Origin of the sequence: Xanthomonas sp. AM6, from assembly GCF_025665335.1 — a bacterium.
Lineage (GTDB): Bacteria > Pseudomonadota > Gammaproteobacteria > Xanthomonadales > Xanthomonadaceae > Xanthomonas_A.
This window is the reverse complement of record NZ_CP106869.1, coordinates 438810-455115: the sequence shown is the minus strand read 5'-3', so window position 1 is coordinate 455115 and position 16306 is coordinate 438810. Positions and strand designations below refer to the sequence as shown.

Genomic DNA, 16306 nt, shown 5'->3' with positions numbered 1-16306 from the left:
GAGATCGCCGCCATGCCCCGCAACCGCCGCCGCAACCGCTCCCGCCGCCCCCTTCGCCTGCTGGTCCTGAGCATGGCGATCTCGGCCGTCCTGGTCGGCCGCAGCCAGGCGCAGACCAGCCCGTTCGTGCGCCGCGGTGCCGATCCTGGCGCGCAGGCGGCAGCGGCCGCGCAGCAGCAGGGCCTGCAGTCGGCGGCGGCCAGCAAGCTGGCGCAGAAGTCGCTGCAGGCGTTCCAGCGCGCCGCGCAGGCCCGGCAGAGCCTGGACGCGGTGCAGGCCGCCGCGCGCGCCGCGGCGCAGGCATCGCAGGCCGGCGTGGTGCCGGACGGCCTGGGCAAGGGCGGCCTGCAGCTGCCCGACGGCGCGATCATCGATCCGGGCGCGGTGCGCAACGACGATCCGCGCCTGGGCCAGCGCAACGTCTGGCTGGGCGCGCGCGCGCCGACCCAGCAGGTGGTCGGCGGCGACACCCAGGTCACCATCCAGCAGACCCAGAAGAAGGCGATCCTCAACTGGGAGACGTTCAACGTCGGCAGCCGCACCCGCCTGCAGTTCGACCAGTCCGCCGGCGGCAGCGACGCGGCGCAGTGGATCGCGCTGAACCGGGTCAACGACCCGAGCGCAGCGCCGAGCAAGATCCTGGGCAGCATCCAGGCGCCGGGCCAGGTGTACCTGCTCAACCGCAACGGCGTGCTGTTCGGCGGCGCCAGCCAGGTCAACGCGCATTCGCTGCTGGTGTCCTCGCTGGACCTGTTCGACGCCAACCGGCTGCTCAGCGACCAGACCTTCCTCAACCGCGGCCTGTTCGGCGTCGCCGGCCAGACCGGCGTGGTGCTGACCGGCCTGGACAGCGTGGCCGCCGGGCAGACCCCGGGCGACATCCGGATCGACAGCGGCGCGCGCATCGCCAGCGGCAGCCAGGGCTACACCCTGATCGCCGCGCCGAACGTCAGCAACGCCGGCACGGTGACCGCGCAGGACGGGCAGGCGATGCTGGCGGCGGTGCTGGGGTTGCGGAAGTCGCAGGAACTGCAGACGCTGCTCGGAACCAGCAGCGGCAACAGCATGCCGTTGGGCTTCAGCGGCTTCTTCTCGCCGACCGGCGACCGCTCCGCAGTCGGTACGCTGGACAACAGCGGCATCGTCGCCGTCACCCGCGGCAACGCGACACTGGCCGGCTACAGCGTGCAGCAGCGCGGCCTGGTCCAGGCCACCACCAGCATCAGCCGCCCGGGCAGCGCGATGCTGCTGGCGATCAACCAGGAAAGCACCGCCGGCGGCGATGCGCTGGCCAACTACAAGGGTGGCGCCCTGGAACTGGCGCCGGGCTCGGTCACCGCCACGTTGCCCGAGCACGATGGCGAGACCACCACCTCCAGCAGCGCCGCCGATCTGGCCTTCCTCGGCCCGCGGATGATCCTGGCTGGCGCGCAGGTGCAGTTGCGCGAACAGTCGCTCACCTTCGCTCCGGGCGGAACCGTGAACCTGATCGGCCTGGGAAGCGAGGCCACCCGGCCGCAGGGGCGTCCCCAACTCAACAACCGGCTGATGATCGACAGCGGCGCGCAGCTCGACGTGTCCGGCATCGCCGATGTGCAGCAGGCGATGAGCAGCAACCTGGTGCAGATCCCGCGCGTGGGCCAGAACGAACTGGCCGATGCGCCGCTGCAACGCGACGGCGCGCTGTTCCGCCAGGCGCTGCAGTTCGATCGCCGCGCCAGCGGCGTACGCGAGGACGGCCAGGCCTGGGTCGGCAGCCCGTTGCTCAATGCGCAGGGCTATGTCGACCAGGTGCCGCGCAGCATCGACGAGATGCTGCTCGACGGCGGCACCATCAACATCGGCGCGCGCGACCTGGTGATCGCGCCTGGCGCGCAGTTGAACATGGACGGCGGCTACGTGCACATGCTCGGCGGCATGGTCGAGACACCGCGCCTGCTCGGCGCCGACGGGCGCCTGTACGACTTGGCCAGCGCCGACCCGTCCCTGCGCTACCTGGGCGTGGCCGGCACGCAGACCGTCGCGCACACGCGCTGGGGCGTGAGCGAACAATTCCGTAACCCATTGCTGGGCAGCCGCCGTTATTACGAGAGCGACTATCTGCACGGTGGCGACGCCGGCGCGCTGAACATCGAACTCGGGCGGCATGCCGGCAACAACGGACAGGAACCGGGTCTGGCGCTGCTGGAGGGCGATCTCTCCGCGCAAGCCCTCGCCGGACGCTACCAGCGTGCGCGCGGCACCTTGCCGCAAGGTGGTGCGCTGCGCATCGACAGCGACATCGGTCTTTACAACGCCACCATCGGCCTGTCCGTGAATGGCGACATCGACCGCGAACAGCGCAGCTGGACGATCGTCGACGCCGCTGCCGCGTTGCCGCAGGGACTGGCAGTGGACACGCCGGCCGATGCGGTCCCGGACAGCGCCGCGTCGGCGCAGGAGCGCGACAACCCGCTGTTCTGGTCGCGGCTGTCCACGCGCATGGTGAATGGCAGCGGATTGCAGACGGTCGCGATCGGCAATGCGCCGGTGATCGAAGTGGCGGCCGGCGCAGAGATGCAGGTCGCCGACGGCGGCACGATCTCGCTGCAGGCGCGGCGCCTGGAGATCGACGGCGCGCTGACCGCGCATGCCGGCAAGATCGCGCTGCAGAGCAGCGGCGGCTTCGCCTACGCGCAGGATCCGCGGCAAGCCGACGACGGCCAGCAGTTGCTCGGCCGTGGCGACCTGCTGCTCGGCGCCGGCGCGCGGCTGGACGTGAGCGGGCGCTGGACCAACGACGACCGCCGGTTCGGCGCCGAAGCGCAGGGCAGCGCCTTCGTCGATGGCGGCAGCATCGCCCTCGACGCGCTGCAGGCACGGCTTACCGACACGACGACCGGCCAGAACAGCGACCAGAGCGCATCGCTGCTGATCGCGCCCGGCGCGGTGCTCGACGCCTCCAGCGGCGGCTATGTCGACGAGAACGGCGCGCTGGCCATGCGCGACGGGCGGCCGCTCGGCCATGGCGGCGACATCGCCCTGCACACCTACGTGCGCCCGTCCAACGAGAGTGCCGGCTCGCCCACCTACACCGCCGACGCCCCCGTCGCCGACGGCGCCGGGCGGCTGCAGTTCGATCCGGCCAGCCTGCGCGCGGACAACTTCGCCGGCGGCGGCACGCTGAGCCTGCGCGCCTTCGGCGTGCAGATCGGCGGCGCCGCGCCGAGCGACGCGCGCGTGCTGCACCTGGACGCCGGCTTCTTCGCCGACAACAGCTTCGGCAGCTACGACCTGGCCGCCGAACAGGACGCCACCATCGCCGCCGGCACCCAGCTGCGGGTCGGCCAGCGCAACCTGCTCCCGAACCTGCAGGCGCTGCGCGGCGCCGCCAGCGGCAGCGCGGTGGTCGCCGGCGCGGCGCAGGCCGGCGGCAACGGCTACGCCACGCTCGGCCAGCTCGATCCGTTCTATCGCCCCGCCACCGATTTCGCGCTGCGCGGCGGCGACTTCCTCGGCCGCGTCGCCGGCAATCCCAGCCTGAGCGGCGCCACGGGGCGCGTGCTGCTCGACGAAGGCGCGCAGCTGCTGCTGGATCCGGGCGCGAGCGTGCGCATCGGCGGGCGCGGCCAGGTCGAGGTGCTGGGCGGCATCCAGGCGCAGGGCGGCAGCATCGTCGTGTCCGGCGACACCTCGCGCGACTCGGGCCTGTCCGCCGCGCCCGACGTGGACCGCGGCCCGGCCTATGCGGCGCCAGGCAAGGCGGTATGGCTGGGCGCGGACAGCCGCCTGGACGTCTCCGGCATCGCCCTGCTCGATCCGCAGGCCGCGCTGCAACCCGGCGCCAGCGGCCTGGTGCGGCCGCGCAGCGGGCGCGTGCTCGGCGGCGGCCACATCACCCTGAGCAACGACAGCGGCGCGATCGTGGTCGCCGACGGCGCGCAGCTGGACCTGGCCGGCACCACCGCGGTGCTGGACCTGCCCACCGGCAACGCCGTCATCGGCGCTGGCGACACGCTGCAGGCGCAGACCGTGGGCAGCGCCGGCGGGCGCCTGGACCTGGCCGCCAGCACCGGCCTGTACTTCGACGGCAGCATCCGCGCCGGCGGCGGCAGCGCGCAGGACCGCGGCGGCACCCTGGCCTTGCTGCCGCTGAAGCTGGTGGACGGCAGCAACCAGGTGCTGCCCGGTCCGAGCGGGGTGATCTTCACCCAGCACGACAGCCGCCTGCCGCAGGGCGCGCAGCCCGGCGCGCCGTTGCCCAACGCCACCGCAACGCCCGGCCCGCTGTACTTCGCCGCCGATCGCCTGCACGCCAGCGGCATCGATACGCTGCTGGTCGGCGACCAGTCGCCGACCAGCACCTTGCGCCCGCAGGTGCCGGTCGGCTTCGCCGGCGACGTCGATCTGTCGCTGGCGCGCGCGCTGGTGTTCAATGCGCCGCGCTATGCGCTGCTGGCGGACGGGGCGACCGGTTTCGGCGACCTGGCCGACAGCGGCCAGGTCACACTGAGCGCCGCCTACGTCGGCCTCAACGGCTGGCAATCGCCGAACAGCGCGGCCGCGGTCCTGGCCGAACCGCAGGCGCCCGGCGCGACCACGCTGACGGTGAACGCCGCACAGATCGATCTCGGCGGCCAGTTCGCGCTGGATGGCGTCGGCGAGGCGCGCCTGTCCAGCAGCGGCGCGCTGCGCTTCCACACGCCCGCCGCCTATGCCTACCTGCTCGACGCCAACGGCATCGCCACGCCGCGCGCAGGCGAACTGCTGACCGCCGGCAACCTGACCTTCAGCGCCGCGCAGCTGTACCCGGCCAGCGGCGAGACCTTCCTGGTGCGCGCGCTCGGCGCGCTCGGTGCCGACGGTACGCGTGCCGACACCAGCATCCACATCCAGGCCCAGGGCGACACGCCGGCGCTGCCGCTGTCGGCCGGCGGCACGCTGGCGCTGGACGCGACCCGCATCGCGCAGGACGGCCGCCTGCGCGCGCCGAGCGGGCGGTTGCTGCTCGGCGTGGGTGCGTCCGACGACGCGGCCGCGCGCGCGGTGTTCGGCAACCGCGCCTTGACCCCGACCCGCGAGGTCAGCCTCGGCGCCGGCAGCCTCACCTCGGTGTCGCTGGAAGGCGCGACCCTGCCGTACGGCAGCACCGTGGACGGCGCGCAGTGGCGCTACGACGGCAGCGCGCAGGGCAGCAACACCGCGTTGGGCGCGCCGCCGCAGAAGCAGATTCGGCTGGACGCCGACAGCATCGCGCTGGCGCCCGGCGCGCGCGTGGACCTGTCCGGCGGCGGCGACCTGCAGGCCAGCGAGTGGGTGCCCGGCACCGGCGGCAGCCGCGACCTGCTGTCCTCCACCAACACCAGCTATGCCAGCGGCAGCGCCGCCCAGGTGCCGCTGTATCCGGACGGCCGCACGGTCTACGCGATCGTGCCCGGCGTGCAGACGCCGGTTGCCGCCAGCGACGCGGCGTTCGAGCGCAACGGCGGCACGCCCGCGCTCGGCAGCGCCGTGCATCTGAGCGGCGTGCCCGGCTTGGCGGACGGCGACTACACGCTGCTGCCGGCCAAGTACGCCACGCTGCCAGGTGCCTACCGGGTGGTCGCGCGCAGCGGCAGCGATGACGCCACGGCCGCGCAGAACCTGATCGCGCCCGACGGCACCGCCGTGGTCGCCGGCTACCTGGTCGATACCCTGAGCGGTACGCGCAGCGCGCGCAGCCAGCTGTTCGAAGTGCAGTCGGCGGCGACCTGGGGCCAGTACTCGGAATACACCCGCACCGGCGCCAATGCGTTCTTCGCCGCGCAGGCGGCCGGCCGCGGCAATGCGGTGCCGCAGCTGCCGCGCGACGGCGGGCAGCTGATCCTGGACGCCGGCAGCGCGCTCGGCCTGGGCGCCGGCCTGTCCACCGCCGCCGCCAGCGGCGGCAACGCCGCCCAGGTCGATATCGCCGCGCGCGCGCTGCAGGTGCTCGGTGCCGGGCAGACCGCCGCGGCCGGCTACGTCGGCGTGGAGGCGACCGCGCTCAACGCGATGAACGCCGGCAGCCTGCTGCTCGGCGGCACCCGCGAACAGACCAGCGACGGCACGCGCCTGCACGTGACCGCGGAGCGGCTGCGGGTCAGCAACGACGCCGGCAGCGCATTGCGCGCGCCGGAACTGCTGCTGGCGGCCGCCAGCGGCGACGACAGCGATGCCGACAGCGGCGTGCGCGTGGACGCCGGCAGCGTGCTGCAGGCCCAGGGCGGCACGGGCGCCCGCGCTGCCGCGACGCTGTTGGTCGGCGAGGACGGCGGCGACAGCGGCGACAGCGCGCTGCTGCGCCTGTCCAGCCTCGGCACGGCCGGGATCGTGCGCGCCAACGTGCCCGATGCGGCGCAGGCGCGCGCACGCCTGCAGATCGGCGCCGGTGCGCTGCTGGATGGCGGTGCGGCGCTGAGCCTGGATTCCACCGGCGACAGCGCGATCGATGCCGGCGCGCTGCTGCGCGGCCAGCGCATCGACGCCAGCGCCAGCCACGTGCGCCTGGACGCGCAGGCCGCCAGCGGCGAGGCCGACGGCCTGGTGCTCGGTGCCGGCAGCCTGGCGCAGTTCGCGCAGGCCAGACAGGTCGGCCTGCACAGCTATGGCGACATGGAGTTCGCCAGCGGCCTGGACCTGCGCGTGAGCAACGCGCTCACCCTCAGCGCCGGCCGCTTCGTCGGCGATGGCGGCGACGTCAGCCTGAGCGCGGACCAGCTGACCTTCTCCAACCAGGGCAGCAGCGCGGCGCCGGCCGACAGCGTGGCCGGCGGCGGCCTGCTGCACCTGCAGGGGCGCGAAGTCGCCTTCGCCGGCGGCGACAAGCAACTGACCGGTTTCGGCGCGGTCGCGGTGGATGCGGCGCAGACGCTGTACGTGCGCGACCGCGGCCAGTTCGATTTCGGCACCCGCGACGTGGACCTGCGCACGCCGCTGCTGCTGGCCGACGCCGGCGCCGACCAGACCCTGCGCACCGGCGGCGCGTTGCGCCTGCAACGCAGCGGCGGCAGCGCCGGCGCGGCGCAGCCGCTGGGCGGGCGGGTCAGCCTGGTCGGCGCCAGCATCGACAGCAGCGGGCTGATCCGCGCCAATTCCGGCGGCATCGTGCTGCGCAGCACCGAGGGTGCGGTGCGCCTGCACGATGGCGCCGCCCTGGATGCGTCCGGCGTCGCCAGCGCCTTCTTCGGCGCCACGCGGCCGACCCAGGGCGGGATGGTCACCCTGCAGGCCGCGACCGGCGACGTGCTTGCCGACGCTTCCACCCGCATCGACGTGTCGGCCGTGGGCAGCGCCGACGCCGGCAGCGTGAACCTGTCGGCGGCGCAAGGCCGCGTGGCCCTGCCCGGCCGCCTCGATGGCCACGCCGCACAAGGCCGCGGCGGCCGCTTCGTGCTCGACTCGGGCAGCGCGATCGCGCTTGATCCGCTGGCGGTGCAGCTGGCCGGCAGCGGCTTCGACGGCGCCATCGACCTGCATGCGCGCAGCGGCAACCTGCTGCTGTCGGCCGGCAACACGCTGCGCGCCGACGCGGTGACCCTGACCGCCGACGGTGGCGCCGACGCCACCGCCCGCGATGCGGCCAACGGCAACATCGGCATCGCCGGCAGCATCGACGCCTCCGGCACCCAGGGCGGCAGCATCGCGCTATGGGGCCGCCACGGCGTGGCGATCGACGGCCAGCTGCTGGCGCGCGGCAGCGCCGCCGACAAGCGCGGCGGCAGCATCGCGCTGGGCAGCAGCGGCCGCGACGACGGCACCCTCAATACCGACTACGGCTACCAGAACGTGCAGGCCGGCGCCGCCGGCACCATCGCGATCGGCGCCAATGCGGTGCTGGATGTCTCCGGCGGCAGCGCCGGCGGCCTGGCCGGCGGCAACGTCGAGATCCGCACGCCCTTGCTCGCCGATGGCGAGGTCAACGTGACCGTCGCCAACGGCGCCAGCGTGCGCGGCGCGCGCGAGGTGGGCCTGGAAGCCTACGCGGTGTGGAGCACCACCGACGCCAGTGTCGATCCGAACAAGCACTTCGACGGCATCATCGATCCGGCCGGCTGGTACGACGCCCAGGGCGCGCTGCTGGCCGGCAGCTGGACGGATCTGACCGGCAACGCGGTGGCGGCGCCGACCACGCCGGCGCAGGTCGCCGACTACCTCACCCGCTACGCGTTCACCCCGGACAGCGCCAACGCCGCGCATCGCCAGTTCTACGGCTATGCCGACGATGCGGCCGGCACGCCCGGCACGCTGATGGGCTTCGTGCAACGTCCCGGCTTCGCGTTCGAGGCGCGCCTGAGCAACCTGCCCAACCTGCGCGCGCGTCCCGGCATCGAGCTGCGCAATCCGGATCCGACCATCAACGGCGGCGAGATCCGGGTGATGAGCAACTGGAACCTCGGCTCGGGCGCCAACCGCGACCAGCTGGACTTCCGCTACAACGGCAACGCGCCGGTGCTGACCCTGCGCGCCGAGGGCGGCGTGACCATCAAGGCCAGCCTCAGCGACGGGTTCTACCAGCTGCGCAATCCGTTCGGCGGCGGCGGGCCGCAGGGGACCTACACCAGCGCGGCGAATGCCTACCAGACCCTGCTCGACAACGCCTTCAACAACGCCTTCATCAGCATCGACGGCCTGCTCCCGGCGCCGCCGTCCGACCTCGGCGACCCCGACCAGGCCGCGCAGTACTACGGGCAATACCTGCAATTGCTGGACATGCTGCAGCAGCCGCACGACCTGGGCGGCCTGCCGATGAGCCTGCTGGAAGGGGTGATCTACAGCTATTCGCCGGACAACGGCTACCCGATCCAGGACTACCCCGACCAGCCGCAGGCACCGAGCGGGCCGACCTCGCCGGCCGACTATTCCACCTACCTCGCCAGCTACCAGAGCTATCTGCTCGACATGTTCGCGTACAACACCGAGCTGTCCAACGCCGGCGTGTTCGGCCTGGCCACCCTGGCGCTGCCCGCCGCCCCGGTGCTCGGGCCGTTGCTGCCGGCCGCCACCCACAACACGCCATCGCTGCAGGCCCGCGCCGACAATCCGCTGCCGCTCGCCACCACCAGCCTGATCGGCGGCGACAGCAGCCGCTACCGCATCGTCGCCGGCGCCGATTTCGCCAGCATCCGCCCCGACGCGCTGCGCGCCGGCAGCGAGGCCGACGTGGTGCTCGACGGCCACCAGCGCTACCAGGAAAGCGGCAAGAAGGACGTGCTGCTGCCGACCGTGGTGCGCACCGGCACCGGCAGCATCCAGATCGCCGCCGCGCGCGACCTGCGCTTCGCCGACGCCGACGCGCCGGCCAGCGTCTACAGCGCCGGCCAGCCCGCCGCCGGCAGCGATGCCGACAGCGACATCCGCATCGTGCGCAGCGACAACGCCAGCGGCACCGCCGACCAGGTGGTCAGCGCGCAGGCCAACGCCGAAGCCGCAGGCGACCTGCTGCTGCAGGCCGGGCGCGACATCCTCGGCAACCGCCAGGTGTTCGATCGCGACGGCAGCCGCACCGGCGTGGCCGGCAACTACGTCGGCCAGTACTGGTGGCCGTGGCTGCAGGTGGGCAATCCGGTCGGCGCCGACGGCGTCACGCCCAGCGCCGGGCTGATCAACTACGGCGGCTTCGCCCAGGGCGTGCTCAGCAGCGGCGGCGACGTCGCGGTGCAGGCCGGGCGCGACATCCGCGAGTTGTCGGTCTCGCTGCCGACCAGCTACCGGCTGACCGCGCAGGGCCGCCAGACCTATGGCGGCGGCGACCTGCAGGTGGACGCAGGACGCGACGTGCTCGGCGGCGACTATTTCGTCGCGCACGGGCAAGGCAGCCTGAATGCCGGCGGCAACCTGGGCAGCGCGTTCACGCTGCGCGGCCAGGGCTACAACGAAGCCGGGACACTGCTGCAGGTGAGCAGTGCGGTCGACCCGGTATTCGCACTGCAGGACGGGCAATGGGCGATCCATGCCGGCGGCGACGCGTCGCTCGGCGCCATCGTCAATCCCAGCTACGTGCTGTCCTCCGGCGGCGTCGCCGCATTGATGAGCGACACCACCCGCGCCACCACCGACTACGGCAGCGCCTCGGCGATCGCCATCGACACGTTGAACGGCGATGTCCGCCTCGGCACGCTCAAGCTGCCGGCGGTGCTGTTCGGCAACGGCGCGCGCGATACGAGCCGCGGCACGAACGATCTCATCCTGACCAACGGTGTGTTCGACGACGTGCTTCCGGCCCGCGTGGACGCAGTCGCCCACAGCGGCAGCCTGCAGTTCGAGACCGGCGGGCGCCTGTATCCGTCGGCGCAAGGGCAGCTCGAAGCGATGGCGCAGGGCGACATTCGCCTGTTCAACGACACGCTGGTCGCCGGCAAGAACAAGTTCCAACTGGCGATGCTCGACGAAACCGGCAATTACGACGGCAACGACGCTTCTGCTGGCAGCAATGCGCAACTCGACCTGCATCGGAACGATGCGCAACCTGTGCGCATCTACAGCCGCGACGGCGACGTGGTGAGCGGTTATGCGGCCGACGGCTTCATGCTCAATCCGCTGACCTTGCAATTGCCGAAACCGGCGGACATTCGTGCCGGCCGCGACGTCGTCAATCTGGATCTGAGAGCGCAGAACTACCGGGCCTCGGACGTGACCCGGGTTCAGGCAGGGCGCGACATCTACTACACCCCGATCCTGGGAGGCCCCGTTGGCGACGAGTCCGTTCGCTGGGGCTGGATGTCACTCGACGGTCCCGGAACGTTCGAGGTGGAGGCCGGGCGCAATCTCGGTCCGCTGACCTCGGCCGAAGAGGCCATGAAGGGCCTGCGGATTGGCCTTGTCGACCGGAATGCGGGCGGTATCCGCACCACTTCCGGCGCGGATCTTGTCGTGCGCTACGGCGTGGCCAACGGCGAGGATGCCGATGCGCTGGCCGCGCTGTATCTGGATCCGGGCAGCCAGCAGAACACCGACACCTACCAGCGCTGGCTGGTCGAATTCGTGCTCCAACATGCGCCGGACACCTCTGCACCGGCCTCAATGCCGCTTGCACAGTCAGCCGTGGCCATGCAGGACACGCTGACGCCCGCCGAGGCCTGGCGTCAGTTCGCCCAACTGCCGACCGCCACCCGGCGCCTGCTGAGCGAACGCGTCTTCCTTGACGTGCTCAAGCAGGTCGGCGAAGGCTACGCGAATCCCGCCAGCCCGGACTTCCAGAAATACACACGCGGCTACGCCGCGATCGAGGCGCTGTTCCCGGCTCGCCTGGGCTACACCCGCAACAACCTGGAAGGCGGCGCCAACGGCGCAGCGACGCGTAGTCTCACCGGCACCCTGGACATGCGCGGCTCCACCCTTCAGACCCAGGCCGGCGGCGATATCCGCATCCTCGGTCCGGGCGGCGCACTGCAGGTCGGCAGCGTGCTGGCGCCGCCGGTGGTGACCGATTCCCAGGGCAACGTGCTGATCGGCCCGGCGCAGCAGGGCATCCTGGCGGTGGGGCAAGGCGACATCGGCGTCTTCACCGATGCCAGCGTGCTGCTGGCGCAGAGCCGCATCTTCACCCAGCGCGGCGGCGACCTGACGCTGTGGAGCTCCAATGGCGACATCAATGCCGGCAAGGGCAGCAAGACCAGCGCCGAGCGCGCGCGGGCGCGCTACCTGTGCGACCAGGACCAGTACTGCGTGCTCGACGCCAGCGGCCAGGTCAGCGGTGCCGGCATCGCCACGCTGCGCCTGAATGCGGACGATCCGCGCGGCAACGCGGTGCTGGTCGCCCCGCGCGGCACCGTCGACGCCGGCGATGCCGGCATCCGCGCCGCCGGCAATCTGATCGTAGCTGCGCAGTTCGTCGCCAATGCCGACAACATCCAGGTGCAGGGCGATACGGTCGGCGTCGGGACCGCGCGCAACGTCGATGGCGGCGCATTGAGCGCCGCGTCCAACGCCGCGGCGGCGGTGTCCGATGCGGTCGGCGACCTGGCCTCGCGCGGCAACGCCACGCCACGCGAAGCGCCGTCGGTCATCACCGTGCAGGTGGTCGGATTCGGCGACTGCAAGGTGGACGATCCGCGCTGCCAACCCGGCCCATGACACTGCGGCGACGCAGGCCGCGGCCAGCGCCTCCGCGCTGCCGCGGCATGCGGAAAATGGCGCATCTCGTAGACACGCTTACGCCCGCGGGAAAATCCCTGAGTTAATCGTTATTTTTCGGTCGTTTTATTATGTCAGCGACATTAATAACGGCCCGATCCGGACTGCGCATCACAGGTAAAAAAACGTTCCAACGAATGTCGCCGCAACATCATCTGCCAAGCGCAACCTTTCTCGGCGCCAGTCGATGGCGCCAGCACGCTACAGGTAAAGAATTCCCCCGGATTCATTCCGTCGTTTTCTCACCAAGGAGAGAGGCAAGTGCTTAACCTTCATATTTCCCGTATCAGCGCGATCGCCATTGCGGCCGCGGCCCTGTCCACCGGTTCGGCCATGGCGGCCGAGAACCTCTACGGCGGCGGCGCCACCTTCCCGGCGCAGCCGTATGTCGGCAACACCTACACCGGCGTGACCCCGAACGCGCGCCTGTCGACCAATGCCGGCAACACCGCCGGCACCGGCTTCACCACCGCGACCCTGGGCACCGGCTCGGTGTTCCTGACCTACAGCAACGCCAGCACCAACAAGGTGTCGTATTGCCAGACCGGCAGCGGCTTCGGCAAGAATGTCCTGGCCGGCAACCCCGCCGCCAACCAGCCCTGCCGGGACTTCAGCGTCTCGCCGCTGGGCTTCAGCGCCGCCGCTGCCGCCCCGGACTTCATCGCCACCGACGCGCCGTACAGCACCGCCGACTACAACGCGTTCCTGAGCGGCGGCAACGCCGCCAGCCGCGTCGGCGTCGTGCAGGTTCCGACCCTGGCCGGCGCGATCGCGCTGGCGCAGAGCACCCCGGCCACCAGCTTCAACCTGACCGCCGCCCAGGTCTGCCAGGTCTATTCCGGCCTGGTCAGCGACTGGAGCAGCGTGTCCGGCAGCGGCACCACCGGTCCGATCAAGATCGTCTACCGCACCGACGGCAGCGGCACCACGTTCGCTTTCACCAGCTACCTGGCGCGCACCTGCAACGGCACCAGCAACGTGCCGTCCGGCTTCGTCTTCGCCCCGAACCAGACCTTCGACTCCGCGCTGCCGGGCGGCGTCAGCACCGTGTACGGCTCGCGCGCGATCGGCGCCAGCGGCAACAACGGCGTGGTCACCTCGGTGCGCGTCACCAACAGCAACGCGCTGGGCTACGCCGACGTCGGCGAAGTGCTGCTGCAGTCGGCGAAGTACGCGACCGTGGCCGGCTTCGACCCGAAGAACTTCGGCCGCGATTCCAGCGGCAATCCGGTTCCGGTGACCCTGGCCGCCGCTGCGCTGCTGAGCGGCCGCGTGCTCGACGGCGCGACCGTCAACACCGTGCCGGGCAGCGGCACCACGGCGGTGAAGAACTGCGTGCGCCTGGTGAACCCGACCGCCGCCATCACCAACGCCTACCCGATCGCCGCGATCACCTACCTGGCCGGCTTCACCAGCGGCAACGGCAGCGCCGCGCACGTGCAGGCGGTCAAGGACCTGTTCAACATCTTCTACAACACCAGCACCCGTCCGGCGCTGCCGCAAGGTTTCGCCTACCTGGGCGGCATCACCGCTTCGGCGCAGAACACGGTCAACACCTGCGTGCAGTAACCGCAACGCTTCAAGCCAGGATAGCATTCGACCGGCGGGCAGCGATGCCCGCCGGTTTTTCATTGTCTGGACGCTGCATCCGGCGCAGCGATCGACACGGCACGATGCGATCCGCATCTCGGATCGCCATCGCCATCGCTTGCATGCGCACATCGCTGCAGGCCTCGCCGGGCGAGATCGGCACCACCCGCAACGCGCCGAAGGCCGCTACGCCGTAGCCGGCGGATCCTCCTGGTCGCGCAGAAGCTCCTCCAGCACCTGGATCGCGCCATCGATCCGCAGCAGCGTTTACTGCAGTTCGCTCCTGCGCGCATCCAGTTGCCGCAGCTGCGTATCGCCGGCGCGGCGCTCGTCCCTGAGCTCCTGCAACCGGTGCGCGATCGACTGGCGTTCCATGGCATGGCCCTGCATGGATTGGACCGCTACAGTAAACCAGCGCGCTGTGCTGCTGTGCGGCAGCCGCAACCGTTCGCGATCACGATCGCCATCACCGTGCCTGGGCCGTTTCGGCGACAGCTGACGATCCGTCGGCCGGCGCGCGGCTACGCGGCCTCTCGCCCCTCAGGCATACAACACGCCCGGCCGCCCTTCCTCCACGATCGCATGCGGCACGAAGCGCGCGCTGTCGCGGGTGATCGGGCCGTCGTCTTCGCGGATGCCGATGCCGCACGCGGTGTCGCCGACGATCCAGCTGCCGACCATCGGATAGCGGCCATCGAACGCCGGCAGCGGATGCGCCTGCTGCACGATGCATGGCCCCTGGTAGGGACCATCGCTCTCCAGCATGCGGCCGTCGGCCAGATGCAGGGCGATGTTGGCGCCCTCGCGCGAATGCAGCGGCTTGCGCACCCAGCCCGGCGCCAGCGCGGCGCCGTCGTCGAACGCGGCCGGCAGCAGGTTGGGATGGCCGCGATGGCGCTCCCACAGCAGCGGCAGGATGCCCTTGTTGCTCAGCAGCGCCTTCCACGGCGGCTCCAGCAGGCGCAGGCCCGAGCCCGGCAGCGCCTGGCCGAAGCGCTCGGCGAACAGGTCCTCCAGCGGATACAGCTTGAACAGCGCGCCGATCACCACGTCGTCCAGGTCGGTATAGCGCCCGTCCTCGGACAGGCCGATGTCCTCGATCGCGATCGCCTCGCCGAACAGGCCGGCCTGCGCCGCGCAGTCGCGCAGGTAGGCGACCGTGCCCTGGTCTTCCTCTGAATCGCGCACCGCGGCAAAGTACAGCGGCGGCGGCAACTGCGCCGCCAGTTCGGCGAAGCGCGCCACCAGCGTTTCGTGGACCGAATTGAACTGGTCGGCGTCGCGCGCCAGGCGGCCCTGCGCGCGCTGGTCTTCCAGCCACTGCCACTGGAAGAACGCCGACTCGAACAGCGACGTCGGCGTGTCGTAGTTCAGCTCGTACAGCTTGGCCGGGCCGGTGCCGTCGTAGGCCAGGTCCAGGCGCCCGTACAGGTGCGGATCGCGGCGACGCCAGCTCTCGGCGATCCAGTCGCGGAACGCCGGCGGGATCGCCAGCCGCTGCATCAGCGCCTCGCTGGCGACGATCTCCTCGACCAGCCCCATCGCCATCTGGTGCAGCTCGGCGCTGGGATCCTCCAGGTCGCGCTCGATCTGGCGCAAGGTGAACGCGTAGTAGGCGCGTTCGTCCCAGTAGCGCTCGCCGTCGATGGTATGGAAACGGAAACCGCACTCGGCGGCCTGCGCGCGCCAGTCGCCGCGTTCGACGATCGCGATGCGTTGCATGTGCTTGCCTTGATTCGGAATTGCTCTGCGGCGATCAGCCGCCGAAACTGCCGCGCGCGCCGCTGGAGCTGCCGAAGCCGCCGCGGCTGACGGTGACCGCGCGGTTCGGCGTGGCGCCGATATGGGTCATGGTCTGGTTGCCGCGCAGGCTGGTGGCCGCGCCGGCGCCGGCGCCGCTGGCCGGGCGCTGCCACTGGCTCTGCCGGTCCTGGTAGGCGGGCGCGGCGTTGAAGCCGGCCATGCGGTTGCCGTTGAGCATCTGCGACAGGAAGAAACCGGTCATCAGCGGGCCGATGAACGAATGCCCCTGGCTGTCGCGCTGCTCCACGCAGCGCTCGGCGGAATACTCCTGCGCGCACTGCTCGCGGCTGGCGTACTTGGGACCCTGCTCGGCCGACTGCTGCTGCGCCTGCTTGAACGCCTCGCGGCAGGTGGTGATGTCGTGGGTCTGCTCCGCGCAGGCCTCCACCGAGGTGTACAGCCCCTCCTGGGTCTGGGTCTTGGCCTCGCGCTCGCAGGCGGTGAACAGCAGCGGCGCGGTGCCCATCAGCAGCAGCGCGGCCTTCTTGGATCGCTTCATCGGTGCCCTCCCGGACGACAGACCGGCATGATGCCTGGTTCCGGCCGGCGACGGAAATCGCCAGCGCCGCGCATTGCGCGGTCGTCCGCACCGCCCCATCGCCGCGGCGCCCTCTGCGCGGCCCGCGCGCCTTGCCGGTTCATCGCCGGCAAGGCAGCCGCGCAGGCCGCGTGATAACGTGACGAATGGCCCCGCACGAGGCGAAAAAGGTTGCGACTGCAACCCTTTGCGCCCCGCCCGGCCGACCGCTTCCGCCAGCACTCCGCCCGCCTTCGACCGCAC

The 16306-nt window shown here is 71.6% G+C and carries 4 protein-coding genes; 2 read left to right on the top strand and 2 right to left on the bottom strand.

Annotation, left to right across the window (positions count from 1 at the left end; all coding sequences use genetic code 11):
• Nucleotides 1-12 precede the first annotated feature (12 nt).
• Complete coding sequence (locus tag OCJ37_RS01945) at nt 13-12072, top strand: filamentous hemagglutinin family protein (RefSeq protein ID WP_263112021.1); 12060 nt, start codon at nt 13-15, stop codon at nt 12070-12072.
• A gap of 321 nt (nt 12073-12393) precedes the next feature.
• Nucleotides 12394-13701 (top strand): PstS family phosphate ABC transporter substrate-binding protein, encoded by a 1308-nt coding sequence (locus OCJ37_RS01940; protein WP_263112020.1) that lies wholly within the window; start codon nt 12394-12396, stop codon nt 13699-13701.
• A 561-nt stretch (nt 13702-14262) separates the two neighbouring features.
• Here OCJ37_RS01940 and OCJ37_RS01935 read toward each other — a convergent pair.
• Nucleotides 14263-15444, bottom strand: a complete 1182-nt coding sequence (locus OCJ37_RS01935; RefSeq protein WP_263112018.1) for a glutathionylspermidine synthase family protein — start codon at nt 15442-15444, stop codon at nt 14263-14265.
• A gap of 34 nt (nt 15445-15478) precedes the next feature.
• Nucleotides 15479-16024, bottom strand: a complete 546-nt coding sequence (locus OCJ37_RS01930; RefSeq protein ID WP_263112017.1) for a DUF1190 domain-containing protein — start codon at nt 16022-16024, stop codon at nt 15479-15481.
• Between the last annotated feature and the right edge of the window lie 282 nt (nt 16025-16306).

Bases quoted from the DNA above. Each gene is read 5' to 3' on its own strand.
- OCJ37_RS01945 (WP_263112021.1), top strand. From the start codon at position 13: ATGCCCCGCAACCGCCGCCGCAACCGCTCCCGCCGCCCCCTTCGCCTG.
- OCJ37_RS01935 (WP_263112018.1), bottom strand. From the start codon at position 15,444: ATGCAACGCATCGCGATCGTCGAACGCGGCGACTGGCGCGCGCAGGCC.
- OCJ37_RS01930 (WP_263112017.1), bottom strand. From the start codon at position 16,024: ATGAAGCGATCCAAGAAGGCCGCGCTGCTGCTGATGGGCACCGCGCCG.